The following is a 23929-nucleotide window of genomic DNA, read 5'->3' as shown; positions in this document are numbered from 1 at the left end:
TAAATCCAAAAAAGTTAAACACAGAGGTACTGGAATAAAAATTAATTCTCCTGTTTTTAATATTTTAAAGCCTCCCAACCCTTAAGTAAACCGTATTGGTTTATAGTCTCGGTCAACGACAACTCAGAAACCAATTAAAAGCAGCTCAAGTCGGCATCAAAAGTCAACTAGGGAAATTAACTGATCGACCCACATTAAGATGGATATTCCAAGTTTTTGAAGGAATTCATATTTTAACTTTAAATGGGGCAAATCAAATAGTTAATTTGACAGAGAAACGCAATTTTATCTTGAAGAATTTGCCATCATCTTGTCAAAAATATTATCTACTTTCTTAATTGCCACCACAAAATAGAGTCAACAAAAAAATATTAACATCAAAAGGGGAAGTAATTCTTCCTCAACTTTTTAGTGCTTTACATAAACCATTTTATGAATCAAAGATTTAATATTTGATTATTTCTCTGATTTCCGCAAATGAGTTCAGTATTTTTTCTGAATTATCCTGGTTTTTGGCTTTTTGGGTATTCTATTTTATCGTACTTCAACTTGAAGTGCGGAATGTGGGTTATATAAAGTGGGAGGATCGTTGAAATCTCTAGCCAAAGCCAAGGAATTTTTGTGGGCCGGAAGGGTAGAACCTACCCTAAATTTATTTAAAAATTGTCGCAGAAAAACCGCCAAAAACTTTTGTAAGTATCTAGAAAAGCATCGCTAAGCGAATTGTTAATTATGAGCTAATACGGTTTACTTAAGGGTTGGGAGGCTTGAAAATATTAAAAATAGGAGGATTAGTTTTTATTCCAGTACCTCTGTGCTTGACTTTTTTGGATTTAAACTTTGAAACAGGTTTTTTGACAACTCTTGGGTTGTTTCTCTCAACTCTTTGTGGCAAAGTTGCATCAAGTATCTCCAAATTCAGCCAAGTTTAAAAAAGGGGATTTCTTGTGGTTCTAATCGCTGAAATTTTGGGACAGCGCGACGAATAACTCGTAATGTACTCGTGAAAGAAATACTTAATGGGGAAATTTCTGCACTATGCGCTGTTTGACAAATTAATGACCGCACAGCCCAATGTCCTAATAATAGACCATAAATTTCTTGTACTACTTCTCTTGGTCTTTGAGAACGAATATGAGTTTTTCTTTCTAACAGATGTACTTTGAATTCATCAATTGTATTTTCGACTTTCCATCGTTGATGATATTCGGCAGCCAATAACTTTGCCGGAAATTTTTTAGGGTCTAATAAGCTTGTAATTAAACGATATCTAATTTCTGCTGTTGGATCATTTAAGTTTTCAATCGTGTACTCGATTACTCTGATTTGGATGGGTTTAAATCCTTTTTTTCGCTTATTTGCCTGGGGGATTAATAAAACTTAAGTAAGAACCATCTTCTAGTTGTGTTCCGCCCTGGAATTTAACTAATGATGGAATTCTTCCTAAATAGCCACAACCCTTGTTGAGCGTCGCTGATACCATCGCATACAAATGCAAACCACGCGTCCCACATTAGCAACATTTCTTTAGTAACTGACCACAATAATCTTAATGCCCTGATTCTTTCTCCCATCTTATATGGACAAATTAAAGCATCAAATATTAAATGTGTTCCTGCTTCTACTAAAATAACTAATCTAGATGAAAGGAAAAGCAGCTCTTGTACCTGGACGGCTACCTTTCCCGGCCAAAAACTCTGGCATTTTCATCACCCAGAGGGGATGTCTAAGCAGGTTCCATCTATTGCTACAACTCTCAATCCATTCAGAAAAGCTCCTACTGTTTCAGTTGTAGCCATTGGTCGTACCAACTGATGAAATAACTGGCTCATTACAGAAGGCCCTAATCTTTTTCTGGCTTTAGTAATAGCTGCCTTGCAGGGAGTTTTCCAGAATTTACCAGTTTTCAACCAGACTTCATTAAGTCCATCAATCAGATTTTTTAGTACGTCCCGCATTGAGTCTTTTGACCATAAGCTCATTGCTATGATTAGACACACTACCAGTTGTGATGGTAGCCCACGATGCCGTTTTTCTTTGGCTTTGGCTTTGAGAATAGCTGCTTCTATTTCTGTTGATGGAACCGCTACCTCTATTGCGATTCTAATAATAATTTTTTGTACGGCACTATACTTGATTTACTTTTTTATACATCATACTTAGTGTACCACTTGTTCGACCTTAAGTAAACCGTATTGAATTATGAGCAATTATCATCAGACAAGATTTGTTCCATAGGCTCGGGAGCGGTGGAATCGGCTGTCAAACAAATAGATAGAAGGTTGAAAATTTCGGGAGCTCAATGGTTGAAAAAAATGTCATAACAAGATGCTAAAACTTCGTTGTGCTTACCTCAACGATCTCTTGGCTATTTGAGGCTTTTTCAAAACCGGGATGCTCCCAAGCATGACCGCAGTGAATATAAGATTATAACTAATAACTTATATGCGGTCATGCTTCGCCCTCTTCAAAAACCAGATGCACCCGAAAAAGCGACAATTTTACAGATCCGCACCTTACACATGAGACTAAAGTGTCTCACTCCGCGCAACAATTGTCGTGTAGCAAGAGTTTTTATAAATAATATTAGATAGAGTTGAGAATATAAGTATTGTTAGACTCAAGTATTCAACGGGATAGTTTGTATGGATAATCTCTCCGAGCTTCTCAAAAAAATCAAGAATAAACCTTCAGTCTATTTGGGCAAGGTGTCAATTAGTTGTCTTCAGGCTTTCTTGTCGGGATACAATGTGGCACAGTATCAGCTTGGCGTACCTCTAAAAGAAGAAAACGCTCTAGATGGCTTTCAAGAATGGATACAGAAAAAATTCAATATTGATTCATCTCAATCATGGGCGAATATAATTCTCTTTTTTTCTCAGGATGAGAAAGATGCTTTAAATAGTTTTTTTGAACTATTTGAAGAGTTTTGTCAAAGTAAGAAGGTTGTCGAATCGGGGAAGGTGCACCGACAAGCAACCTACAGAGATTTGAAATAAATTCATAACCGCAGACATCCGCGCTCATCCGCGTGCATCTGCGGTTAAAAATTCCCAAATCTAAGCCATCACCATGCCGCCATCGACATTAAAAACTTGCCCGGTAATATAAGCCGCCGCCGCATCCGCCGCCAAAAACTTCACCATCCCCGCAACTTCCTCAACTTCGCCGTATCTTCCCAGCGGAATGTACTTTAAAATCTCGTCAGATTTGACATCCTTTGTCATATCTGTGGTGATAAAACCCGGTGCAACTGCATTCACAGTAATCGCGCGACTTGCCAATTCTTTCGCCACAGTTTTAGTAAATCCAATGACTCCAGCTTTCGCCGCACTGTAATTAGCTTGTCCGGGATTTCCCATTTGGCCGGCAACCGAAGCAATATTAATAATTCGGCCGCTGCGCTGTTTCAACATGATTTTGCTGACAGCTTTTGTACACAAAAATACGCCGGTGAGATTCAAATCAATCACTGCTTGCCAATCTTCTAGCTTCATCCGCAGCAGCAAAGTATCGCGGGTGATGCCGGCATTGTTCACCAAAATGTCAATTCGTCCCCATTTTTCCATGACATTACTGATGAGTGCATCCACTTGGTCAGTTTTGGAGACATCTGCTGCAAGGGCCACAGCTTCTCCGCCCGCTGCAATAATTTCTGCTACCGCCTCATCAGCCGCAGCGCTTGAACTGGCATAGTTCACGGCGACTTTAGCGCCTTCTGCTGCGAATGCTAAAGCGCAAGCCCGCCCAATTCCCCGCGACGCACCGGTGACAACGGCAACTTGTCCCTGCAATCGCTGATATGTCTCTGGCAATAATTCCATAATTCTGTCCTCAAAATCTATGCTCACAGAATTCTGCCTTAAAATCGATCCAGAACCAAAAAAATTTATACTGACTTATTGAGTTCAGTTGTCACAATTCCCTACTCGTTAAGCCTTCGGGTATAATGGGCGTCCCTTTACCACATTTTTAAGATGGCAGTTCAAAAACAGTTCAACAGTTTTGAAGAGTTACTATCGAGCTCTGATTTGCCTGTACTGGTAGATTTTTATGCTACTTGGTGCGGGCCTTGTCAGATGATGGTGCCGATTTTGGAGCAGGTGAGCGGTCAGACGAAAGATAAGCTCATGGTTGTTAAGATTGATACGGATAAGTACGAGCAGTTGGCGTCGCAGTTTCACATTTATGCTTTGCCGACTTTGGTGCTGTTCAAAAATGGTGTTGAGGTCGATCGCATTGAGGGAGTATTGCAACCGGCGCAGTTGATCGATCGACTGCAACCTCATTTGTAGGTTGGTAGTCAGGACTTCACTTTTATCTGAAAGGACTAAAGTCCTTACTACCAACGAGGAAGTTAGGTTCGTAGTAAGGACTTTAGTCCTCTTTTGGAAGGACTAAAGTCCTCACTACAAACCAATTGTGCATTTTTGTCTTATGAAAACTCCCAGTCACGCGATTATCAATCTCGCCATTCTTGGTAGAGCCCAGCAATCTGAATTTAACTTGCCGATCGTTATCGGCGGAATCTTACCCGATATCCCGATATTTTTATTTTACTTTTGGGCGAAGTACATTGCTCGCTTGCCGGAAGCTACAATTTGGTCAAAAGCATATTACGAGCCTGTTGTCCAGAATATTGTGGCTTTGTTTCATTCTATCCCCCTAGCTGCGATCGGCTGGGTAATTGCTTATTATTTTGGCTGGCAAAGCGTGCAAATTTTGTTTCTGAGCATGATTCTGCACTCTTTGGGAGATTTGCCAGTGCATAATGATGATGCTCACAGGCACTTTTTTCCGTTCAGCAATTACCGTTTTATCAGTCCTATTTCTTATTGGGATAGGAAGCACTACGGGTCAATTGTTTCTTTGGTTGAAATGCTGTTAGTGCTGCTGTCAACTTATCGCGTTTTTGGTTTGGTTAATTCTTATGTTGGTAAGATATTGTTGATTTTGGTGAATAGTTTTTATTTAATCGGCTCTGTCTCTTTTTACGTTCGTTCTCTAATATCATCTGCTGTCGAGCGACCGCGATAAAATTGGTTTGTAGTGAGGACTTTAGTCCTCTCTCCTGGTCTGAAGAAGGACTAAAGTCCTTACTACAAACTTAATATACTTTCTCTATCTTAATTATTCTGCTGCAATTACTATTTTACCCAACTTCTGTAAGGTGCGTCAGCTAATATTTGATTGCTGGTGAATTGAATTATGCTAGCTGACGCACCCTACCAATTACCAATTACCAATTACCAATTACCAATTACCAATTACCAATTACCAATTCCCAATTTCTAATTATTAACTGCGCCGAATATTAAAACAGCACCAATCTTCGCGCTTCCACAGAGTAGCAACAATCCAACCGTGTTGTTCGAGAGTGTCTGCAATTGGTTTAGCTTGTTCGAGCAAAATGCCGCTGAGAACTGCCCAAGTAGTCGGCTTGCTAATGGCGGTGAACTGCGGGATTAAATCAATGATTACTTCGGCTAAAATATTGCACATCAAACCGTCGATCGGGCCGCCCGTCATTTCGATCAGCCGATCGATACTTCCGAGTTCTGCCACCAACTGCTGCGGGTTAACGCGGTTGAGTTGTCGGTTGCTGATGGTCGATCGCACTGCCAAAGGATCTGTATCCAGAGCATAAACTTTTGTGGCGCCCAGCAACACCGCGCCGATCGACAAAATACCCGATCCGCAGCCGATATCAGCAACTACACATTCTTTGTCGTCAAAACCGAGGCGCATTTCCAGCGACTCCAGACAGAGTTGAGTCGTAGCGTGAGCACCCGTACCGAAAGCAACACCGGGATCTAAACGCAAGATTACGCGATCGGTATCAGTCGGTGGGGGAAGCCAAGCCGGATTAATTAAAAAGCGATCGCCCACTTCTTGAGGCTGCCACTGCTGCTTCCAAGTGCTCCCCCAGTCTTCATCTTCTATCAAATCCCACTGCATCGCAGGCAAGGGCAAACCCGCACACAAAGCATCTTGCCGCAGCCACAAAGACAGGGCCGCCAAATCCAACAATCCCGCTTGTTCCTCGGGCAAATAAGCCGACATCAGGCAGGAATTGCTTTTAATCTGAGTGGCAGTTCCCCGACAGTTAAACCGTTCCAGGCGCCAAAAGATGATATCTTCCAGCGCCGGATCGCAAAGAATTCTAATTTCCCACCAGCTATGTGCCATGACTATTTTAGATTTTAGATTTTAGATTTTAGATTCGCCCGTCAGGAACTGGATACTGGGAACTGAAGAGTGAGAAATGACGATTGACTAATAGAAAAATTCCAACTTTTTTGCCAATTAACAATGACCAATCACTTATTACCAATTATTCAGTCCTTGCATCCAAAATCTAAACCCCCCAAATCCTTCAAAGAGTTAGCGTCTAACGATTTTAGATTTTAGATTTTAGATTTTAGATTGTGGGAACCTAAAATCTAAAATCCTTCAAATAGTTACCGTTTAACGATTTTAGATTTTAGATTGTGGGAACCTAAACTCCAAAATCTTTCAAAGAGTTACCGTTTAACGATTTTAGATTTTAGATTGGGGAACCTAAAAAATCTAAAATCCTTTAAAGATTCACCGTGTAAGCATCCCGAATCCCAGGAACTTTCATAATTTCAGCCAATATACCCTCTGGTAGAGGGTCATCAAGGCTCAAAACCATCACTGCATCGCCTCGCACGATTTTACGGCCTACTTGCATACTGGCAATATTGACATTAAAACTGCCCAATTGGGAACCAATTTTTCCAATAATCCCCGGCATATCGCGGTGCAAGGTAAACAGCATATGGTGCGTCGGGCAAACGTTGACTGGGAAATCGTCAACGCTGGTAATCCGAATTTCGCTTTCGCCGAGGACTGCACCCGTGACTGTGTGTTCGCCGAGAGTTCCCTTAGCACAGAGGCGTAGAGAGCCTGTGTAGTCGCGAATTGAGGCGTCTCTGGTTTCCACGACGCGAATTCCGCGTTCTTTGGCTTCAATGCTGGCGTTGACGTAGTTAACGCGTTCTCGGAGGGCTTGGGAGAGCAGGCCTTTGAGGGAGGCGACGACTACGGGCTGGCTTTGGTTGCTGGCCAATTCGCCTTGGAGTTGGACGTTGAGGTAATCGACTCGGCCTCCGGCTAGCTGGCTGACGAGGTTGCCGAGGGTTTCGGCGAGTTGCAGGTAGGGTTTGAGTTTTTCGATCGAGTCTGGGTAAATTCCTGGGATGTTAACAGCCGATCGCGCCGGCAGTCCCAACAGCACATCACGAATTTGTTCGGCAACGTCGATCGCCACATTCACCTGAGCTTCAGCCGTAGAAGCTCCCAAGTGAGGCGTCAGCACGATGTTTTGGCCGACATTCCGCAACGGAGAATCAGCTTCCAGCGGCTCATGTTCGTAAACATCGATCGCTGCACCGGCGATCTGGCCTGATTTGATAGCTTCTGCCAGGGCTGCTTCGTCGATGATGCCACCTCTAGCGCAATTAATGATCCTGGCCGTGGGCTTCATCTTTGACAGCACATCAGCGTTAATTAAGTGCAGAGTTTCCGGCGTTTTGGGGATGTGCAGGGTGATGTAGTCGGATTCGCGCATCAACAGTTCGAGCTCTACCAAGCGGCAGCCCAACTGTTCGGCTCTTTCAGTAGAGATGAAGGGATCGTAAGCGAGCAGTTTCATGCCCATTGCTTTGGCTGCGGTGGCGAGGTGGGAGCCGATTTTGCCCAAACCGACGATACCGAGGGTTTTTTTGTAAACTTCTACGCCGATAAAGCGGTTGCGCTCCCATTTACCGCTTTTTACAGAGGCGTTGGCTTCGGGGATGTGGCGGGACATCGAGAGCATCATGGCGATCGCGTGTTCGGCTGCTGCGATCGTGTTGCCTTCGGGGGAGTTGACGACTACAATTCCTTTGCGGGTAGCGGCGGGTACATCGACATTATCTACGCCAACGCCCGCTCTACCGATGATTTTTAGTAGATTTCCGGCTTCAATGATTTCTTTGGTAACTTGGGTGCCAGAACGGATCATTAAAGCATCGTAATCTGGAATAATTCGCACGAGCTCTTCGGCTGAGAGTCCTGTGTTTACGTCAACTTGTGCGACTTGGGAGAGGATGTCAATTCCGGCTTGGTCGATCGGATCGGATACTAGAACTTTAGGCATAGCAAGCAATTGAGTGCAATAGTAAAAATAGCCCTGTTGGCGAGCTCAAAGTTGAGACTTATGACTTAGAGCAGAATCTAACAGCTCAGCTCAAGCTTGCCTTTGTGCAGTTTGAATTGTATCCGTATTCGGTCAAGGTCGGTCATTTTTGCGTGAAATATTTTACCTTTGCGGGCGATCGTCCTGGGCGATCGTCTTAAAAACGCCCAATTGCTTAGCTAGCAAGTCTTTTCAGGCTATAATAAATTCCGGATATTGAAGCCTAACTATCAGGAATTATTTTGATGAATTATCTTATCGCCGTACTGCCCGATCGAATGCAAGCCGAAGCTGCCTATTGCGCCCTCGAAAAAGAAGGCTTACCCATGAAGCAAGTCAGCATTTTGGGACGCGGCTACAAAACTGCTGATGAATTTGGCTTAATCGATCCCAACCAGCAAGCAAAGAAACAAGCTAAACTCATGGCTGTTTGGCTGATACCGTTTGGCTTTATTGCCGGCGTTACCTTCAGCTTGATGACAGAGTTGAAGACTTTTGCATGGGCGGGCGAAATTGGCGATCACGCGATCGGCGGAGTGCTAGGTGCGATCGCGGCCGGAATGGGCAGCGTTTTTGTCGGCGGTGCGGGAGGAATGGCTTTTGGTAGCGGCGATGCTTTGCCCTATCGCAACCGTTTGAATGCGGGCAAATTTTTGATTGCAGTTAAAGGTACTGACGCTTTAACCGAGAAAGCTGCTGATGTTTTGCAGCAGTTTGAACCGGAAAATATGCAAGGTTATACAGAAAGTTAATTGTCATCTGCGTTCATCTGCGTTCATCTGCGGTTAAAACTTCCAAGTTAGTATTATGGCAACCGGTGCAGCGGCTTGTGCAAGCAAATATGTGTGTAGGGGCGAAGCATGACCGCAGAAAATAGGAGATTATAACTAATAACTTATATGCGGTCATGCTTCGCCCTCTTCAAAACCCAGATGCACCCTAGGTAAAAATCTAATATTGACTTGGATTCAAGTTGTGTTACCAGAATATTTGACCTTACTTGATATTTGGAGAAACCGATGGAAATCCCAACGATCGCTTTATCTTCTCCCCTGGAATTAACAATTGATCTAACTGACGAACAATTTTTTAATTTGTGTCAAGAAAACCGAGATTTGAGATTTGAGCGTACTTCTAGTGGAGGATTAATTATTATGTCGCCTACTGGTAGCGAGACTGGTAATCGCAACATTGACTTATCCTATCAACTTCAATCTTGGAGCCGTCAAAATAAACATTTGGGAATTGCGTTTGATTCTTCTAGCGGATTTAAACTGCCAGATGGTACTGATATTTCTCCCGATGCTGCTTGGATTCGGCGCGACAGATGGGATGCTTTAACTCCCGAAGAAAAAGAGAAATTTGCACCAATTTGTCCCGATTTTGTGGTGGAATTGCGATCGACTACCGATTCCCTAGAAAAATTGCGAGCTAAAATGAGATTGTACATGAAAAATGGAGCTCGTTTGGGCTGGTTGCTCGATCGCAAAAATCGGCAAGTAGAAATCTCCCGTCAAGGTAAAGAAGTAGAAATTTTAGATGCACCTCGAACTGTCTCAGGTGAAGATGTACTGCCCGGTTTTGTGTTGGATTTAACTGAGATTTTCTAGATGTGTAAGAAGACTCGGCGTTTGAAACCGCGTCTATACAAGCAAAACCTGCCGACGCAGGTTAAAGACGACTCGGCGGTTGAAACCGCGTCTATACAAGCAAAACCTGCCGACGCAGGTTAAAGACGACTCGGCGGTTGAAACCGCGTCTATACAGGCAAAACCTGCCGACGCAGGTTAAAGATAGCGCGGTAAAATTACGTTATTATCTTTAGTCCCTCTGAGCTCAGACATTGTTTGTATAAACCAGGTTTCAACCGTACTTCCTATTTTTTGACTAACTTATGATATGATACGATGCCAAAGGTTGCGTTTGGTATAACCTATGAAAATCCTCCACGGCACTTGGATTCCTCAAACAGAAGAGAGTTTTGTTCAAGCTGGAACGTTTTATATTTGGGTTGAAACCACTGAAAAGAAAAAACAGCCTGCTAAGGTTCATCCCCGACAATTGGAGACGGCAGAGTTAACAGAGTTTCTAACGAAAGAAGCCGGGATTCAACTGCCACCAGTCAGCAATACAAGTGGGATGGGACTAGAATATGCGATCGCCCCTCGGTACTTTTTACTCCCCACTGCCAATAACCAGCCGTTACCATCTTTAGAGTTAGCGCGATATTTAGAGACAGAATTACCCGAAACATTTGAGTTGGAATATTGGGAAGTCGATTGTGTGCCAATCGCCACCCACACTTTGACTAAAGTATTGAACGATCTGCATTTTTTTGCCCTCTATGATTTAGCAGAAGTTCAGTTCGGTTCAGATTTGCTGTTTTGGTATCACTACACCCAATTTTTTAAGCAAATTGTTCTGAAAGATCATTATATTCCGGCGTTGCGCTATCGAGAAACTGCTCCGATCGCGATCGCACCCATCGAAACATCGGAACCCGCTGAGAAAGCCACGCGCGGGCGCAAGAAAGCGGGTGAAACAAAAACAACCGCAAAGACTGCAAAAGCTCCAAAAACACCTGCCAAAATTGCACCCAGCTTTGAGATTTATCCGGGATGGGAAATTGTTTCAGCGCAGTACGAAACAGAGTTACAACGCTATGTTGAATGGATGCCTTTAGTTTGCGTGTCCGGTTTTCGGAAGATCCAGCTACAAGATACACCAAAGTTCTACGATCGCGAAATGTTGCTGCGTAATTTTTCAGAATGTGCGATCGCCGAAATTGTCACTCAAACCCCCATCCCAGCATCGTTTGAGAATAAAATTGCCGATTCTTTACTGCAAATCTGCCTCAACCAAACACGAAAAATCGCGCGAGTCAGCCTTGAACAATACCGGCAATGGCAAACCTGGCGCGATCGCATTACGCGCAATCAATCTGCTGACTCATTCTCCCTCTGCTTTCAATTACAATCCCCCGAAAACCCCGAACAGCCTTGGGTTTTAGAGTTTCAGGTGGCGGCAAAACAAGACCCATCTCTGCGGGTGCCGTTGCAGGATTACTGGCGATCGCGATCGACTCAACAAAAACAGTTGCAAACACAATTCGGCGACAACTTTGAGCAACATTTGCTGACAAATCTCGGCTACGCTGCGCGGATTTATCCCCTACTTTGGCAGGGGCTAGAAACCGACAAACCCGCTCACATTTCCCTCAACGTAGACGATGCTTTTACCTTCCTCAGCGAGTCCGCTTGGGTATTAGAAGATGCCGGATATAAAGTCATTGTCCCCGCTTGGTGGACGCCGAAGGGACGACAACGGGCAAAGATTCGCCTGCAAGTCAAAGGGAAGGGCAGCAAAAGCGCTGCAATCAAGGGCAAGGGATTGTTTTCGGCAGATTCCTTGGTGGAATATCAGTATGAATTGGCGATCGGAGGCGAACGAGTTAGCGAACAAGAATGGCAGGCGTTAGTTAATAGTAAAACGCCGTTGGTACAGTTCCGAGGACAATGGATGGAACTGGACAAAGATAAAATGCAGGAGATGCTAAATTTTTGGCAAAAACATCGCGAAGAGAATCCCGATGTCAGCTTGATTGACTTTATGAAGTTGACGGCAGAAGGAGAAGCTAGTGAAGATTTGGAGGTAGAGCGCGATCGGGCTTTATCGGATATGTTGGAGAAGCTGCACGATAAGAGTAGGTTAGAGTTAATTGCAGATCCAGTAAGGTTTCAAGGCAAACTCCGGGATTATCAAAAGCGCGGTGTTTCTTGGTTGAGTTATTTGGAAAGTTTGGGATTAAATGGCTGTCTTGCCGACGATATGGGTTTGGGTAAATCGGCGCAGGTAATTGCTCGATTATTGCAAGAAAGAGAAGTTTTATCCACTAGCAAAGAGACGGAACAAGGAACGGAAAAGAAGACAAAAAAAGGGACAGAAAATCAGATTTTACCCACGCTGCTAATTGCGCCCACTTCCGTAGTCGGCAACTGGCAGAAGGAAATGGAAAAATTTGCTCCAGAATTGCGATCGCTGATTCACCACGGCCCTCAACGTTTGCAAGATGCCAAAGCATTTAAAGCCGCCGTCCAAGATTGTGATATGTTGATTACTTCCTTTACCTTGGCGCGAAAAGATGAGAAGCTGTTGAGCAGCGTAGCGTGGCATCGGCTGGTAATTGATGAAGCGCAGAATATTAAAAATCCGAAAGCGGCGCAAACCAAGGCGATTTTAAAGTTACCCGCTACCCATCGACTAGCATTGACTGGAACACCTGTAGAAAATCGCTTGTTGGATTTATGGTCAATTTTTAATTTCCTCAATCCCGGATATTTGGGAAAAGAGGCGCAGTTTCGGAAAATGTTTGAATTACCGATTCAAAAACATGGGAGTCGCACGCAATCAGCCGCGCTCAAAAAATTAGTAGAACCTTTTATCCTGCGCCGTCTGAAAACCGATAAGTCCATTATTCAGGATCTCCCCGACAAAGTTGAGCAAAAGCTCTACTGCAATCTCACCCGCGAGCAAGCTTCGCTTTATGAAGCCATTGTCAAAGAGATAGAGGAAGAAATTGATGCGGCTGAAGGAATGAAGCGTAAGGGGATGATTTTGGCGACGCTGCTGAAGTTGAAGCAAATTTGCAATCATCCCCGCCAGTTTTTGCAGGATGAAAGTGAGTTTACACCAGAGCGATCGCACAAACTGGAACGGCTGATCGAGATGATTGAGGAAGTCAAAGCCGAAGGCGAAAGTTTATTGGTGTTTACGCAGTTTACCGAATTGGGAAGCGCTTTAGAAAAATACATCAAACACACGCTACATTACAACACTTATTACATCCACGGGGGAACGAGTCGCGAAAAACGGGAACGGATGATTTCAGAGTTTCAAGATCCAGAATCAGAACCTTCGGTATTTATTCTATCACTGAAGGCCGGCGGTGTGGGAATTACCCTGACAAAAGCCAATCATGTATTTCATTTCGATCGCTGGTGGAATCCGGCGGTGGAAGATCAGGCGACGGATCGGGCGTTTCGGATTGGACAGGAAAAAAATGTGTTTGTGCATAAGTTTGTGGCAATTGGCACTTTGGAAGAAAAGATTGACCAAATGATTGAGGACAAAAAGAAATTGGCAGGTTCAATTATTGGTGCTGATGAATCGTGGCTGACTGAGTTGGATAATGAGGCATTTAAGAAGTTAATTAGGCTCAATAAAAATGCAGTTTTAGATTAGGATAAAATCAAAAATATGTCACAATTTACTCGGACTTGGTGGGGCAATAAATTTATCGATGGGCTGGAAAGATTTACCGATTCTGGGCGTCTCGGGCGGGGACGTTCCTATGCACGGAATGGTAAGGTAAAGAGCTTTAAAATGAATGATGGCTTAGTGATGGCAGAAGTAAGAGGTTCGGTTAATCCTTATTTTGGGGTTTATAAGGAGCCGCTGTACAAAACTAAAATTGAGTTTGAGCCGATTAGTCAGGAAAAGTGGAAATTGGCGATCGCCCAAATGGCATCAAAAGCCAGCTTCATTTCCCGCTTGCTGCTCAACGAAATGCCCGACAACATTGAAAACGCTTTCTCACCCCTCGGATTGCACCTGTTACCCAGCAGCCGTGAGGACTTTAAAACCACTTGCTCTTGCCCAGACTATAGCAATCCCTGCAAACATATTGCCGGAGTCTATTATCTGGTGGCGGCCGAATTGGACAAAGATCCATTTTTGCTGTTTGAATTACGGGGGCTTTCTAAGGAAGTGCTGCACCGCGAATTGGCAAAAACGCCTTTGGGCTTGGCGCTTTCTGCCGAGTTGACGGCGGATGCAGCGGCCCCTGTGGCGGTGAATTCCTATTACACGCAGGCGATCGCCAATGAAGCGCAAACTGTCAGCCTGAGAGAGTTTTGGCACGGTGCGAAGCGGTTGCCGCAGACGATTGATGTGGGGGTGCAAAGTGGCGTAAGTGCGATCGTGGTGAAAAAGCAGGGAGATTTTCCGCCGTTTTGGCATAAAGATGGTTCATTTATTGAGGCGATGGAAGAGCTGTATATGCGGGTGAAAACGAAGAATAAATTGTAAAATTTGACAATGCGCGATTGCTGATTAACATCATGTCCGGTAGCGCAATAAACAAGGTTCGTAGTGCGGACTTCAGTCCGCTCTTAAAATGCGGACTGAAGTCCGCACTACCAACCATTTTTGTTAAGGTAATCGACCGGAAATGATATGAATTAACTTCTACAGAAAGACTCAAAGGCGCAAAAAATCTGTTTTCGGCAAAGACTAAAAAATGTATATTCATACTCAAGTTCAGTAATGCAAAATCTGTTAACTACTCTAGAGCGCGTGCCGAATAAGCTGCTGCAAAAAATTGGCAGCCGACAAGTCTGAACATCGCTCCGTATAGTTGGGATTTTGTGCAGCCTGTTCGCGATTTGTCACTAAAAAACAAGCAGCCGTGAAATGCCTTTCCCGCACCATCTTCTGACAAAAAAGTTCGTAGCGTTGAGCATAGCTTGCTCCTCTAAACTCCGGCAAAACCGCGAAATGCGGTTCGGCAACCTGCACCGATGCGCGCGAGGCCGGACTGTCTTCTAAAACAAACAGATATCCTAACCACGGTGGCGCAGGTGCTTCGCCAAACACTCCTTCCCGGTAAGCTGTCCAGATGTCGAGAGCCGCCCCCATTGCTTCTTCTGTGCGGTTGTTGAAGTTATTGCCAAAGCTGCCAACCTGACTTTTCAACTCGATGACTACCTTGAGTTGCCGCTTTTCTGGGTCTAAAACTAGAAAATCATACATCTTCGTCGGCCGAAAAAAGCCCGGTATGACAGTTAGGCTTTTCTTAACGTGGATGTGGTTTTGGGGAACACCCGCAGCCAGCAGGAAATTCGTCAGGGTGAGGATGAAACCGTCCATCTGTTTGCCTCCTGTCACCGCGCTACGATCGCCTCGATCTACTTTGCCTGCTAGCACCTGGGCTTGTGCTTGAGCAATTCGGGTATCCCAGAAGCCCTGCACCGCTTCCCGGAACACATCATTGGGGATGATGGGCGACTGTCCGGTCATTCGACAACCTCCGCCATCAATCCCTCATAGACTACGCGCAAGCCATAGGTTTCTTGCATCCGTTTCAGCGCCATTTGATGGTAATTTGGCTCAACATCTACCCCAATACTGTTGCGTCCCCAGTTGGCCGCGGCGACGCAAGTTGTGCCCGTCCCCATAAACGGGTCAAGTACCGTGTCCCCCGCAAACGAAAACATCCGCACCAGCCTTTCTGCTAGTTCCAAAGGATACGGGGCGGGGTGTTGCTTGGTGGAAGCGCCTTTGATATCCTGCCAAATTTGTTGAAACCACTGCCGGTGCAGAGTTTCCGGTATTACGGACAATACCCGTGCTGTCAGGCTGGGACTGCGGTAGCCACCCGGTTTGCGCTGCATTAGGATAAATTCGATGTCATTTTTGATGACACCTCCGGGCTCGTAGGGTTTACCGAGAAAACTGGTGCCATTTCCTGCTGATTCTAGGGAAGCATTGGCGATTTTGTACCAGATAATCGGTGCGAGGTTATCAAATCCCAGATGGCGGCAGTTTTCCTGAATGCTGGCGTGCAGGGGAAATACCATGTGTCTGCCAAAACGCCGGCGCGCAACACAGACATCGCCCACCACAATCACCAGCCGTCCGCCGGGGACTAAAACGCGCCATATTTGCTCCCATACTCGATCGAGCTCTTGCAAAAACTGTTCGTAGTCTGCTATTTCCCCAAGCTGGTTTGGGTTTTTAAGATATTCTTTTAAATTCCAGTACGGGGGTGATGTGACTACCAGATGCACGCTTTCATCGGGAATATGTGTCAAGTTTCGGCTATCGCCCTGTAGCAGGGAATGGAAAGATGGCAACCCCTGCACCCGATGTTGAATTTCCTGGATCAACGCTGCATTTTTGCTAATAGCAGGAATGGCGCGCTGTTCGTCTGCTGCTAGTAATGTCGCTGCTTCCTCGGGTACAAGGGTTTTATCCTGTAGCGCTTGTTTCAACGGTTCGGCTAATTCGTGAGACAGAAACCGCGTTGAAATATTAACCTTGCTTAAACTCGAAGACTTCATACATTTGGTCGAACAATCATGTTCATCATATCAGCTTTAGCAGCAATAAAAATTATCATATCCTGAAGAAAAACCAAACCTACTGTTGCAGAAATTCTCTAAATTAGGAGAAATTTCCCTTCGAGCTATGGATTTGAGTGCGGGATGAAGCTTGACTGAGCATCCCAAAATCCCCGTGCTTGGAAATCGGCGACTGGTACCAGCAACATAAGTCGAAACTGTCCGGATCGCCATTACCTATCTGCGAACTATGATTGTATCAAGGTCTCTTAGACCGTCACAAAACTTAGTTCATCCCATCCTCGTTTTATGGTAATTTTTACCTATATGTTACTAAAAAACAAGGGTAAAATTTGATAAATGGTGAAAATCATGAAACCTTCCCTTCCCCAAGACGATGCGAATAAACAAAAGCGCAGCGATTTCTTAAGTCGCGAGCAACAAGCTTACCAGTTTGACTATAACAGTTTATCACCTTTGGCATTATTGAAAACCGTGCCAGCGAATGAGAATTTTTCAAGCGATTATATTGGAGAACGCATAATAGCAACCTCTGAACTTGCTGTAAATATGTTGGCAGTTAAGGCGAGATCTTTTCTAGATCCTCTCGACGAACTCCAAGATTATGAAGACTTCTTTCCCGTACTGCGGTTGCCTCAAGTTGCCAAGACTTACCAAACCGATCGCTCTTTTGCCGAACAGCGGTTGTCTGGGGCAAATCCGATGGTACTTCGTCTCTTAAGTGCCACCGATCCTCGGGCAGAAATCATCACAAAACTGGACAGCAAGCAGCCATTATTGGAACTCCCCAAACTGTTACGGGAAAAAAGTATTTACATTGCCGACTACACAGGTACAGATCCAAACTATCGCGCACCTTCTCGAATTCAGGGAGGCACCTACGAAAAGGGCAGGAAATACTTGCCGAAACCTCGTGCTTTCTTCGCTTGGCGGTGGACTGGAGTGCGCGATCGCGGTGAACTGGTACCCATTGCGATCCAACTAGACCCCAAACCGGGCAGCCGTGTCTACACGCCGTCTGATCCGCCACTCAATTGGTTATTTGCCAAACTCTGCGTGCAAGTAGCAGATGCCAATCACCACGAAATGAGTTCGCATTTAGGTCGAACCCATCTAGTTATGGAACCAATTGCGATCGTCACAGCGCGACAGTTAGCTGAAAATCATCCCCTCAGCTTATTGCTCAAACCCCACTTTCGCTTCATGTTGACCAACAACAATCTCGCACGCAACCAGTTGATCGCCCCTGGAGGTCCCGTCGATGAGTTGCTGGCAGGAACCTTGCCAGAGACAATAGAGATAGGTAGAGAAGCCTGCACTAACTGGAGTCTGGATCAATTTGCCTTCCCAACCGAACTCAAAAATCGCGGAATGGACAACACAACTCAACTACCTCACTACCCTTACCGAGATGATGGATTGCTGCTGTGGAACGCGATTAAAACCTTTGTCTCCGGCTATCTCAAATACTTTTACCCGACAAAGCAGAAACTTACCGATGATACCGAACTGCAACGCTGGGCCCAAGAATTATCATCGGAGAAAGGGGGTAAAGTCAAAGGAATGCCACAGCGCATTGAGGATGTTGAACAATTGATTGATATTGTCACAACAGTGATTTTTACCTGCGGGCCGCAGCATTCTGCTGTGAATTATACCCAGCATCAATACATGAGTTTTGCTGCCAATATGCCTTTGGCTGCCTACCGCGATATTCCGGCGATTAACAAGTCAGAGACTCCCGAAGTAATTACGGAAATGAAAATTTTACAGTTGCTTCCGCCCTACAAAAAAACTGCCGAACAACTGCAAATTTTGTTTACTCTGTCAGCTTATAAATACGATCGTTTGGGTTATTATGATAAATCTTTCCGAGAACTCTATCGTGCCACCTTCGACGAAGTTTTTGAAGGTACTCCGATCCAACAGTTAGTCAGACAGTTCCAGCAAGATTTGAATGTGGCAGAACAGAAGATAGATCTGAACAATAAAAAGCGATTAGTGCCATATATTGCTCTCAAACCTTCTTTAGTGATCAATAGCATCAGTATCTAATACCTAATTCGCGTGAAAAACCGCTGCTAAAATTCAGTAATTTTTCACTATAAGCTCAATCTTCCGACATCATATAACTATCTAAAATCCGTAGGTGTGCACTGCATACCTACGGATTTTTGACATCGTTAAATTAGCGCTTATATTCTTCGATAATACTGCTATTTACCGACATTTTTCCCAACGAATCAGTGAAGGTGACTTCATCTTTATAATGCCGGGGCGTTTCCATCAGCAACCGCCAAGCTTCCCCAGCATCGATTAAATTCATTCGATTGGGATAGTGAACGTTTAACAACTCTTGCACCATCGGGTAATAGTTGGAGTTCATGCTAGGGAAAATGTGGTGTTCTGTATGGTAAGAGAAATTTAAGTGCAGCAGGTCAAATATTTTAGGAACCCGCAGGGAAGTAGTATTGATCAGCGGGTCATTAATGTTGGTCATCCGGCAACCCATGTGGTTGGTATAGATGTAAAACATTGTGCCTGCGTGACCCAGTGCGATCGGCAAAATGTAGGCAAGAGCAACTTTAATCGGGTTAAAGTCTAGGTAAAACAAGATCCCTAGATGGATTCCCAAGATTCCGAGAGATTCCAAGGCGATCGTCAATCGATCTTTCGGACTAACGGTAAACGCAGCGGGCACGTAATCCACAGATTTATCGTTGAATAACAATACCGATGACACGTTGCGGAAATTGTGCACCAACCACGATCCAGCCATGCCTACAATGAACCACAGGGGACTGACTTCCACCGACGGTACAAATAGATTTTGAATCCATTTTCCCCAAGTATCCGGTTGCTGGAACAGGTAATTGCGATCGGGGTCTGCTAAGGAATTGGTGGTACTATGGTGTACGAGGTTGTGCAGCGATTTCCACTGAGTAGGTGGCATCAATAGCATACTTAGGCCTAAAAAGGCGATCGAATAAGTCAGCCGGGATTTTTTCTGAACGCTGCCGTGCATCAGATCGTGGGAGCTAAATAGCAAAACTATGATACTATTGCCCATAATCGCAGCCAAAGGCAAGTAAAGCCCTAAAAGGTAGACAGGCCAGCGATCGAGGTAGTCAGCAATTCCCCATCCCAGCAATAAAATTCCCAGATTGATTAACAGGATTGTTAATTTGCTAGGATCTGGTTCAAAAGCATTTGGTGGCAGCAGCGGACGCAATTTTTTAACATAAGCCGATTGGTGAATTAGCGTTTCGCGATCGACAGTCTCGTCTAAAGAAATGAGCATTTTTTCTGAATTCATTGTTTGCTAATCACACCAAAATGTTAGTCAGATTGTTTTTTTGACATTTATTAGTATATCATATTTGCCGATAAATTGGTTTCATTAAATCATTTTGTGATGATGTTTATATGTGCGATATAGACAATTTTAAAATCATATTTGGTGTAAAAAACTGCCCAATATCTCCGCTTCGCTTCGGCCAATGCCCATGAGTACCTCATATTTATGAGAAAGGCTATATACCAATACGGTTTACTGATATAGCGCCCTGGGGTAAAATCCTCTGAAAAATAGATACGGAGATTGCTTTCATAAAAGATCGCAAAAGCTAACGTTCCTATCTTCGGACAATCTTAAGTAAACCATATTGGGCTATATATACTTAAATTAATACCTATTTAAAAAAATATTGATATCAATTATTATTGATTGTCGATAAATTATCTGTCATTTGCATAACTCCGGCTGGAAACCATACTGTGCCCTTGGCATAAAGATGAGATGCTATAATTTCGGTAGTAGCAATATTTTGTATATAGCGGATCAAGCGAAAGATGGGTACGTTGTTGGGAAGAAGGCCCTATACGTTTAAGCGGTTATGTAAGCTATAGCGGATCAAGCGAAAGATTCGCGGACGTTGTTGGGAAGAAGGCCCTCTTAATTTCAGTGGTTATATAACCTGTCAGTCATACCTCACCTTTTTGAGAAAGGCTATATCATTCATACCTCATCTTTTTGAGAACGGCTATAATTGGTATAAATTCAACAGGAAAACTGCCAAAGATAACTCAGTTAAAATTCTCCGTTACCTTGAACAATTTCTTTAATTGTTGTCAGCGTATCTAGCCCTATCAATCCCCGACGATAGCCTTTTTGGTTGGACATTCCCAGAAAAATTGCATCTCCCCGATTTTGATAGCGCCAAAACCGAGGGGAGGCATTAATAAAAGTTGAGGCGCTGTTCACATCCAGAGCAAATTGGCGGCTTTCTAAATAAGATTCAGTGGCGATCGCGTCAGCGTGGCCGCTGCTGTAGCGGTTAATCCAGCCGATCGCAATTTCCAAACTATCAACAACTTTAAACGCGATGGTTTTGTTTAAATACGGTTGAGTCCACTCGTAGGGTTCCGCCAGCTTCAAGTCTGGGAAATCTGCGACAAGATCCGCATCTGCGGTAATTTGAAAGCCTTTTTCTTTTAAACTGTTCCACAGCCTGACTAAGGAAGAATGCTTTTGGTTGCGATCGATCAATACTTTCTCGATCGCGTTTACCGGATCGGGCACACTTTGATGGCTGTCCAAAATCATCCACCTTGCCATCTCCAAGCTACCAGTCGGCGACCAATAAAGGTAACAATTGCCCATTGCCGATCGCAACACCGGTGCTGTACAAAGCCTCACCACTTGCTGTACCAAACTCGGCCTGCCGTAGGGAATAATTAAATTGAGATATTGGTCTTGAGTGACCAAATCGCGGATCGAAGCGCCCCGATCCGGTGGCAATACCTGCAAACATCCTGACGGCAAACCGACCTCATCGATCGCCGAAACCAAAGCTTCTCCAATTACAGCATTAGTTTGCCAGCTTTCGCTGCCACCTTTGAGAATCAAGCTGTTAGCGCTTTTGAGACACAAACCGGCCGCGATCGCCCCCAACTCGGGAAACGCCTCGTAAATGAGCGCGATCGCCCCCAGCGGCAACGATTGACAGTACACCTGACAGCGATCGACTTGATAAGAAGCATTGATCACCCTGCCAATTGGATCTGGCATTTCCCCCAAGCGTTGCAAAATTTGGACAGTTGTCTTGATCCGTTCCGGCGTCAGCTTCAGCCAGTCCACAATCAAGTCGGGAATCGCCATGTCGCGACTCGCTTCTAAATCCAGAGTATTGGCTTCTAAAATGTCATTTTGTCGGCGTTTGAGTGCGATCGCCATTGCCTGCAAAGCGGCAGCGCGATCCGTACTTTTGGTTGCCGCCAATTCCAAAGAAGCCTGATAAGCGCGGCGGGCGACATTGGCCCCCTCTGATGAATGACTAAAATCCTCTATTATCATTTAACTAACGCCTGTAAGCCAGCCATACCATTAGCGCCGGCAGCATTGCTAACAGCACAGCGACCATTGCCCACAGAATAATATTCGGGCCCGGAGAGTGCAGCGCCAGGGGCAACCAAATCAATAGCGGCACCAAAATCATCCCCAGGGCCAGCGGCAAGTAGTGCGCCTTCAAACCCGGATGTGCCCTGTGCCACTGGTGCCCCGTCCACCGCCAAGCCTGCTTGTAAGGATAGTTCGTTGATAGTTGCTCGATGACGTGTCCGTTTTCCTCCAATACAAATATTTGCTGACAGCGGTTGCAGCCAAAGGCTTCTGTCAGCGTTATGGGTACGAGACGGCCGCGGCGCCGGCAAGGGCACGGGTACTCATCGTTTAAGTCAATTTTGGGAGCTTTTTGAGATGGCACGAGCGATCGGATAAAAAAAGCGTTTTTGCAAAAATAATCGTTAACATATCCATTTAATCAAACTTTTGATACTCCCGAACCCGAGTCATAGACGGGGATTCTTGAATAGTCCAAAGTCGGGCTTGTCTTCGGCGTTATCAAGCCACCGCTACTAACTCAGTTTGAATTTCTTCAAACATTCCGTATACTTTTGTTTTTTTTTATTTCGTCCTGCCATCACTAGCCAACAGGTACGGTAGGCTCAACATCCTGCCATTATTCGCAATGAGAGCTGTTTCGGATATGGGCCGAATATGCCCGTTGCAGGGATTGCTCCCAACTCAGGATGTTTCAACACGCAGGTGGTTATTCTTACTCGATATTTTTGATGATAACATCAACTTTTGATTAACTCTGTAAAAAATACCTAAAGAAATCTTCAAGACGGTTGAAACCGCTATCGAATTTCCCCATACCTAAAGTCAGGAGCTTGAGTCTCGCTTCCCGGTCAATTCTCCCCAGTCGAGGCTTTTAACTGCCTGTTCCGATCGCCCGCCCGATCGGCTATTGTGACTTGCCAGTTATCCAATCAATTTTACCACTAACTTAGGTGTTTTCAACAACCGTTAGGAGTATATGCGATATCTTCTCGCTATACTTTCCGGCTTAGTCTTCCTGGTTTTCTTGATTTTTAAAAGCGGGTGACGCGATTCGAACGCGCGACATTCACCTTGGCAAGGTGACGCTCTACCACTGAGCTACACCCGCATTTGCTGCGGTATTAATAATATTGCCTCACTGCTCGGAATTTGTCAAGTGTTTTTTGTAAGTTTTTTTCATAAACTCGCTGGGGCGCACCCGAATGCCTCACCCCGCCTGAAATTGCAGCAAGCAGATTGTTAAAAAAATCAGTAATTGCAGTGCTTTTGACCGCGATCCGCCGAGGGCAAAGCTACAATCAAGCTGCAATTGTGGGAGAACACTGCTCATGTCAGACTTAAATCGCGGAATCATGAAGTTCAAGGGAGCTGACAGCCCGATCGCGATCGCCATTTCAGCGATCGTCATTGCTGGAGGCATCGCCGTCTTAATCTGGTGGGCGCTGCAATCAGCCTACGCCTTCAGCTAACAGACTGCTCAAACCTAAAAATTAGAAAGCTTTTGTCAGAAGACAGAATTTAAGCAAATTCTGTCTTCTGTATTTTTTTGCCCTTAGACAGCACTTGCCAAACAGTTGTACGGTGCTTATCCTGGTCTTGATAACGGTTTCAAACTCGTAACTTAGTTAATATGCGATCGACTGTCTTAACCGTAGCTCTTCTGTGTTTAGCCACCCCTGCTTTTGCTACCACCTGCGAAGAAAGCTTCCAAAAAAAGGGAGACTTTTTCAATGGCGCTGCATTTTCGGCGCGCGTTCAGGTTGAAGGGTTAACGGTAGAAAAAGCATTTTCCCAATTGCGACCCATTTTAGCTCGCGAGGGCATCAAGACTGTTAGCACTGATGTAAGTATGGGTACCATGAAAGCGGAAAATCCCGCAACCGCATTTCAGCGTGCTTTGCCGATCGATGTATTTGCCTCACAGGATGGCAACCTGTTAAATGTAGAGTTGACACTCTCAGGCCTGAAGGCGCTGAGATTCTGCGGACAAAGCAGCTTTAGGTAGCACCCAAAGTTTTACTCTCGCTACGGTGGTCAAGCACCGTCTACACAGTCGGTCAAGTTTTACACCTAACTTACTGGCTACTTTGATAGAGTCGAGGGAATAATTACTCATTCCCCCTCTCCTTCAAAACCGTACTTGTGACTTTCACCACATACGGCTCCTCAATGACCTGGCTC

18 protein-coding genes, 1 tRNA gene and 4 pseudogenes are annotated in these 23929 nt (G+C 44.8%); 13 read left to right on the top strand and 10 right to left on the bottom strand.

Translation table 11 applies throughout. The annotated features are described in order from the left end of the window. Positions 1 to 92: 92 nt before the first annotated feature. Both JGK22_RS26525 and JGK22_RS26520 read left to right on the top strand, forming a co-directional pair. A pseudogene (locus JGK22_RS26525) lies at positions 93 to 338 on the top strand (IS1634 family transposase); the annotation flags it as partial. 230 nt (positions 339 to 568) lie between these two features. Further along, a pseudogene (locus tag JGK22_RS26520) lies at positions 569 to 712 on the top strand (ISKra4 family transposase); the annotation flags it as partial. A gap of 206 nt (positions 713 to 918) precedes the next feature. Here the strand turns inward: JGK22_RS26520 and JGK22_RS26515 are convergent. Beyond that, positions 919 to 2069: pseudogene (locus tag JGK22_RS26515) on the bottom strand (IS4 family transposase). A gap of 123 nt (positions 2070 to 2192) precedes the next feature. On the opposite strand from JGK22_RS26515, the pseudogene JGK22_RS26510 reads away from it, so the two are divergent. Together JGK22_RS26510 and JGK22_RS26505 are read left to right on the top strand one after the other, a co-directional pair. Next, positions 2193 to 2376: pseudogene (locus JGK22_RS26510) on the top strand (ISKra4 family transposase); the annotation flags it as partial. A gap of 269 nt (positions 2377 to 2645) precedes the next feature. Continuing rightward, positions 2646 to 2999 carry a hypothetical protein gene (locus JGK22_RS26505; protein WP_293203582.1) on the top strand — a complete coding sequence of 118 codons (354 nt, stop codon included), beginning with the start codon at positions 2646 to 2648 and terminating at the stop codon, positions 2997 to 2999. A gap of 60 nt (positions 3000 to 3059) precedes the next feature. Here JGK22_RS26505 and fabG read toward each other — a convergent pair whose 3' ends face one another. Further along, positions 3060 to 3824 carry a 3-oxoacyl-[acyl-carrier-protein] reductase gene (fabG, locus tag JGK22_RS26500; RefSeq protein WP_293186385.1) on the bottom strand — a complete coding sequence of 255 codons (765 nt, stop codon included), beginning with the start codon at positions 3822 to 3824 and terminating at the stop codon, positions 3060 to 3062. A gap of 153 nt (positions 3825 to 3977) precedes the next feature. On the opposite strand from fabG, the gene trxA reads away from it, so the two are divergent. Further along, positions 3978 to 4295, top strand: a complete 318-nt coding sequence (gene trxA / locus JGK22_RS26495) for a thioredoxin (RefSeq protein ID WP_293148879.1) — start codon at positions 3978 to 3980, stop codon at positions 4293 to 4295. Between the two features lie 142 nt (positions 4296 to 4437). Beyond that, a complete protein-coding gene (locus JGK22_RS26490) occupies positions 4438 to 5037 on the top strand; it encodes a hypothetical protein (protein ID WP_293208014.1) in 600 nt (199 codons plus the stop codon). A 261-nt stretch (positions 5038 to 5298) separates the two neighbouring features. Here the strand turns inward: JGK22_RS26490 and prmA are convergent, their stop codons facing one another. Together prmA and serA are read right to left on the bottom strand one after the other, a co-directional pair. Beyond that, positions 5299 to 6189 (bottom strand): 50S ribosomal protein L11 methyltransferase, encoded by an 891-nt coding sequence (prmA, locus tag JGK22_RS26485; RefSeq protein WP_293186381.1) that lies wholly within the window; start codon positions 6187 to 6189, stop codon positions 5299 to 5301. A 391-nt stretch (positions 6190 to 6580) separates the two neighbouring features. Next, a complete protein-coding gene (gene serA / locus JGK22_RS26480) occupies positions 6581 to 8164 on the bottom strand; it encodes a phosphoglycerate dehydrogenase (RefSeq protein ID WP_293186380.1) in 1584 nt (527 codons plus the stop codon). A gap of 284 nt (positions 8165 to 8448) precedes the next feature. Here serA and JGK22_RS26475 point away from each other — a divergent pair, with 284 nt between their 5' ends. From JGK22_RS26475 to JGK22_RS26460, 4 genes are all read left to right on the top strand, one after another. After that, the gene (locus JGK22_RS26475) at positions 8449 to 8955 is read left to right on the top strand and encodes a hypothetical protein (RefSeq protein WP_293186378.1); all 507 of its coding nucleotides are present in this window, start codon (positions 8449 to 8451) and stop codon (positions 8953 to 8955) included. A 267-nt stretch (positions 8956 to 9222) separates the two neighbouring features. After that, positions 9223 to 9813, top strand: a complete 591-nt coding sequence (locus JGK22_RS26470) for a Uma2 family endonuclease (RefSeq protein WP_293314112.1) — start codon at positions 9223 to 9225, stop codon at positions 9811 to 9813. A 325-nt stretch (positions 9814 to 10138) separates the two neighbouring features. Then, positions 10139 to 13444, top strand: a complete 3306-nt coding sequence (locus tag JGK22_RS26465; protein WP_293314110.1) for a DEAD/DEAH box helicase — start codon at positions 10139 to 10141, stop codon at positions 13442 to 13444. 15 nt (positions 13445 to 13459) lie between these two features. Then, entirely contained in the window at positions 13460 to 14290 is an 831-nt protein-coding gene (locus tag JGK22_RS26460) for an SWIM zinc finger family protein (RefSeq protein WP_293314108.1), read from the top strand. 258 nt (positions 14291 to 14548) lie between these two features. Here JGK22_RS26460 and JGK22_RS26455 read toward each other — a convergent pair whose 3' ends face one another. Together JGK22_RS26455 and JGK22_RS26450 are read right to left on the bottom strand one after the other, a co-directional pair. Then, a complete protein-coding gene (locus JGK22_RS26455) occupies positions 14549 to 15280 on the bottom strand; it encodes a PaeR7I family type II restriction endonuclease (RefSeq protein WP_293186371.1) in 732 nt (243 codons plus the stop codon). Then, positions 15277 to 16323: a site-specific DNA-methyltransferase gene (locus JGK22_RS26450; RefSeq protein ID WP_293186369.1), complete on the bottom strand. Its 1047-nt coding sequence runs from the start codon at positions 16321 to 16323 to the stop codon at positions 15277 to 15279. The genes JGK22_RS26455 and JGK22_RS26450 overlap by 4 nt, the downstream gene beginning before the upstream one ends. 372 nt (positions 16324 to 16695) lie before the next feature. On the opposite strand from JGK22_RS26450, the gene JGK22_RS26445 reads away from it, so the two are divergent. Further along, positions 16696 to 18399, top strand: coding sequence for a lipoxygenase family protein (locus tag JGK22_RS26445; protein ID WP_293314106.1), 1704 nt, complete (start codon positions 16696 to 16698; stop codon positions 18397 to 18399). A 133-nt stretch (positions 18400 to 18532) separates the two neighbouring features. Here JGK22_RS26445 and JGK22_RS26440 read toward each other — a convergent pair whose 3' ends face one another. From JGK22_RS26440 to JGK22_RS26425, 4 genes are all read right to left on the bottom strand, one after another. Beyond that, positions 18533 to 19645 carry a fatty acid desaturase gene (locus tag JGK22_RS26440; RefSeq protein ID WP_366026739.1) on the bottom strand — a complete coding sequence of 371 codons (1113 nt, stop codon included), beginning with the start codon at positions 19643 to 19645 and terminating at the stop codon, positions 18533 to 18535. 789 nt (positions 19646 to 20434) lie between these two features. Beyond that, positions 20435 to 21700, bottom strand: a complete 1266-nt coding sequence (locus JGK22_RS26435) for a glutamate-5-semialdehyde dehydrogenase (protein ID WP_293186363.1) — start codon at positions 21698 to 21700, stop codon at positions 20435 to 20437. A 4-nt stretch (positions 21701 to 21704) separates the two neighbouring features. Continuing rightward, positions 21705 to 22109 carry a hypothetical protein gene (locus JGK22_RS26430; RefSeq protein WP_293186361.1) on the bottom strand — a complete coding sequence of 135 codons (405 nt, stop codon included), beginning with the start codon at positions 22107 to 22109 and terminating at the stop codon, positions 21705 to 21707. A gap of 675 nt (positions 22110 to 22784) precedes the next feature. After that, positions 22785 to 22856 (bottom strand) — tRNA-Gly (locus JGK22_RS26425). A gap of 220 nt (positions 22857 to 23076) precedes the next feature. On the opposite strand from JGK22_RS26425, the gene JGK22_RS26420 reads away from it, so the two are divergent. Beyond that, entirely contained in the window at positions 23077 to 23217 is a 141-nt protein-coding gene (locus JGK22_RS26420; RefSeq protein ID WP_293185447.1) for a hypothetical protein, read from the top strand. 161 nt (positions 23218 to 23378) lie between these two features. Beyond that, the gene (locus tag JGK22_RS26415; protein WP_293208000.1) at positions 23379 to 23753 is read left to right on the top strand and encodes a hypothetical protein; all 375 of its coding nucleotides are present in this window, start codon (positions 23379 to 23381) and stop codon (positions 23751 to 23753) included. The last annotated feature ends 176 nt before the right edge of the window (positions 23754 to 23929 follow it).

Origin of the sequence: Microcoleus sp. PH2017_08_TRC_O_A, assembly GCF_020738665.1 — a bacterium.
Taxonomy (GTDB): Bacteria; Cyanobacteriota; Cyanobacteriia; order Cyanobacteriales; family Microcoleaceae; genus Microcoleus.
This window is presented reverse-complemented; position numbering and strand designations above follow the sequence as displayed.

Coding starts and splice junctions, on each gene's coding strand:
- JGK22_RS26470 (WP_293314112.1), top strand. CDS start 9,223: ATGGAAATCCCAACGATCGCTTTATCTTCTCCCCTGGAATTAACAATT.
- JGK22_RS26490 (WP_293208014.1), top strand. CDS start 4,438: ATGAAAACTCCCAGTCACGCGATTATCAATCTCGCCATTCTTGGTAGA.
- JGK22_RS26465 (WP_293314110.1), top strand. CDS start 10,139: ATGAAAATCCTCCACGGCACTTGGATTCCTCAAACAGAAGAGAGTTTT.
- JGK22_RS26505 (WP_293203582.1), top strand. CDS start 2,646: ATGGATAATCTCTCCGAGCTTCTCAAAAAAATCAAGAATAAACCTTCA.
- JGK22_RS26460 (WP_293314108.1), top strand. CDS start 13,460: ATGTCACAATTTACTCGGACTTGGTGGGGCAATAAATTTATCGATGGG.
- prmA (WP_293186381.1), bottom strand. CDS start 6,189: ATGGCACATAGCTGGTGGGAAATTAGAATTCTTTGCGATCCGGCGCTG.
- JGK22_RS26450 (WP_293186369.1), bottom strand. CDS start 16,323: ATGAAGTCTTCGAGTTTAAGCAAGGTTAATATTTCAACGCGGTTTCTG.
- JGK22_RS26475 (WP_293186378.1), top strand. CDS start 8,449: ATGAATTATCTTATCGCCGTACTGCCCGATCGAATGCAAGCCGAAGCT.
- JGK22_RS26455 (WP_293186371.1), bottom strand. CDS start 15,280: ATGACCGGACAGTCGCCCATCATCCCCAATGATGTGTTCCGGGAAGCG.
- trxA (WP_293148879.1), top strand. CDS start 3,978: ATGGCAGTTCAAAAACAGTTCAACAGTTTTGAAGAGTTACTATCGAGC.
- serA (WP_293186380.1), bottom strand. CDS start 8,164: ATGCCTAAAGTTCTAGTATCCGATCCGATCGACCAAGCCGGAATTGAC.
- JGK22_RS26445 (WP_293314106.1), top strand. CDS start 16,696: ATGAAACCTTCCCTTCCCCAAGACGATGCGAATAAACAAAAGCGCAGC.
- JGK22_RS26435 (WP_293186363.1), bottom strand. CDS start 21,700: ATGATAATAGAGGATTTTAGTCATTCATCAGAGGGGGCCAATGTCGCC.
- fabG (WP_293186385.1), bottom strand. CDS start 3,824: ATGGAATTATTGCCAGAGACATATCAGCGATTGCAGGGACAAGTTGCC.
- JGK22_RS26420 (WP_293185447.1), top strand. CDS start 23,077: ATGTCAGACTTAAATCGCGGAATCATGAAGTTCAAGGGAGCTGACAGC.
- JGK22_RS26440 (WP_366026739.1), bottom strand. CDS start 19,645: ATGCTCATTTCTTTAGACGAGACTGTCGATCGCGAAACGCTAATTCAC.
- JGK22_RS26415 (WP_293208000.1), top strand. CDS start 23,379: ATGCGATCGACTGTCTTAACCGTAGCTCTTCTGTGTTTAGCCACCCCT.